A 1,876-nucleotide genomic window follows, 5' to 3' on the forward strand; every position below is an offset into this window, starting at 1 on the left:
GGGTCATCCGGTCGGTGAACCGGAGCACGTCGAGCGCCGCCGCCCGCCGCGCGGCCTCGTAGCCGTCCAGGACCTCCTCGCCCGCCTGCCCGGTGAGCACCGCCGCCAGCCGTGTCGCCTGGTCGTACGCGTCGGCGATCCCGGTGTTCATGCCCTGGCCCGCGGCCGGGCTGTGCACGTGCGCGGCGTCGCCGGCCAGGAAGACACCGCCGGAGCGGAAGCGCTCCGCGACGCGGTGGTGGATCCGGAACCGGGAGGACCAGGCGGGAGGCCCGGTGAGCCGCGCATCGATCCCCCGGCGCGCCAGCAGCGCGTCGACGAACTCCACGCCGGGCGCCTCCGGGACCTCGGACCCGGCGTCGGCCGTCGCGATGATCCGGTGCCGCGGCCCGGGCAGCCGGCCGATCACGGTGACGCCGTCGGGCGACAGGTGTACGACGGCCTCGTCGTCGGCGGGGAGCCGCCCGGCCAGCTCGACGTCGGCCAGCACGAACTGCGAGGAGTAGGTCCGGCCGGGGAAGTCCAGTCCGGCCGCGGACCGGACCGCGCTGTGCGAGCCGTCGGCCCCGACCACGTAGCGCGCCCGCGCCGCGAAGGGCGTCCCGCGCCGGGTGCCCCTGACCACGTAGCCGTCCCCGTCCTCGTCCACCGCGTCGGCCCGGTGCTCCCGCCGCACGGTCACCCCCGACCGGTCGAGCCACCGCAGGAGGATCTCCTCCGTCGTGCTCTGCGGCACACTCAGCGCGAACCGGTACGTGCCGGGAACGTCGGTGAGGCGCACGCGCGCCAGCGTCCGGTCCCGGTCGGCCAGGCGGAGGCGGCGTACCTCTCGTCCGGCGGCGACCATCTCGTCCACGACGCCGAGCCGCTCGTACAGCTCCAGGGTCGCGGCGTGCACCAGCGCGGCGTTCGAGGTCCGCGTCGGCCCGGCGGAGGCGTCGAGGACCAGCGCCCGGACCCCCAGCCCCGCCAGCCGTCCCGCGACGGTCAGGCCGGTCGGCCCGGCGCCGACGACCACCACGTCGACCGGTTCCACTTCGACATCATCATGCGACATAGCGTCTCACTGATCCCGTCATACTGGGCTTATAGATGAGACAGTATGTATCATCACTGATCCGCGACACCATACGGTCCCCGCCCCGGGGCGATCGGCGGCCGGACGGCGGATCCGGCCTACTTCGCGAGGAGGTTGGCGGCGACCGAGCGTACGAGCACGGTGTTCACCCAATGGGAGTGCGCGGCGGTGTAGGCGGCAGCTCGATGGCCGCTCCGGAGCGGCGCCGTGACAGAGGGCGATCTCATCGGCGGCGTCACAACGGCCTGTGATCGTCAGACGGTGCGGTTGTTCTCGTGCTGGAGTAGGACGAGGGCAACAGCGGTGATGGCGCCGACCCCGCCAGGGGTGCCCGCACGACGGGCCACCGCTCACGGCCGGCGAGACCGCGTTGACTGATGTCCATGCCGCGGGGCGGATCTGGCCGTGCACCCCGGCGGCAGGCCCTCGACCCGACCCCACACGAGCGAAATCGGACTGCTTCTCCCGGACCTCACTTCAGCGCTGACAGTGCCGCACCGAGGCAGTGATGCGGACGCACCGTCGAGGCGAATCCAGCGCTTTCGCCGCCGCTACCGGCGACTGTCCCAGGGGCGGGTCAGTCCTGTGCAGGTGGTGTGGAATCGCCGACGTAGGACTCCACTGCGGCTCGCAGCTTGTCGGCAGCGCGGGCGATGGTGTCCAGTTGCGCTGCCGTGAACTCGGTTTTGCGACAGCGGGTCGTCGCGGTGTCGTCCGTACGTGCCGCGAAGTTCACGACAAGGTATGGAGCATCACATGAACCGCCCGATCGCGATCATCGGAGCCGGACTGGCCGGG

1 protein-coding gene is annotated in these 1,876 nt (G+C 72.3%); it reads right to left on the reverse strand.

Annotation, left to right across the window (positions count from 1 at the left end; genetic code table 11):
- Nucleotides 1-1,036: FAD-dependent monooxygenase (locus tag ACFFNX_RS48910; RefSeq protein ID WP_378213308.1), on the reverse strand; the 1,036-nt coding region annotated here is incomplete at its 3' end.
- Nucleotides 1,037-1,876: the final 840 nt, after the last annotated feature.

It is taken from the genome of Actinoallomurus acaciae (assembly GCF_042429965.1).
Taxonomy (GTDB): Bacteria; Actinomycetota; Actinomycetes; order Streptosporangiales; family Streptosporangiaceae; genus Actinoallomurus; species Actinoallomurus acaciae.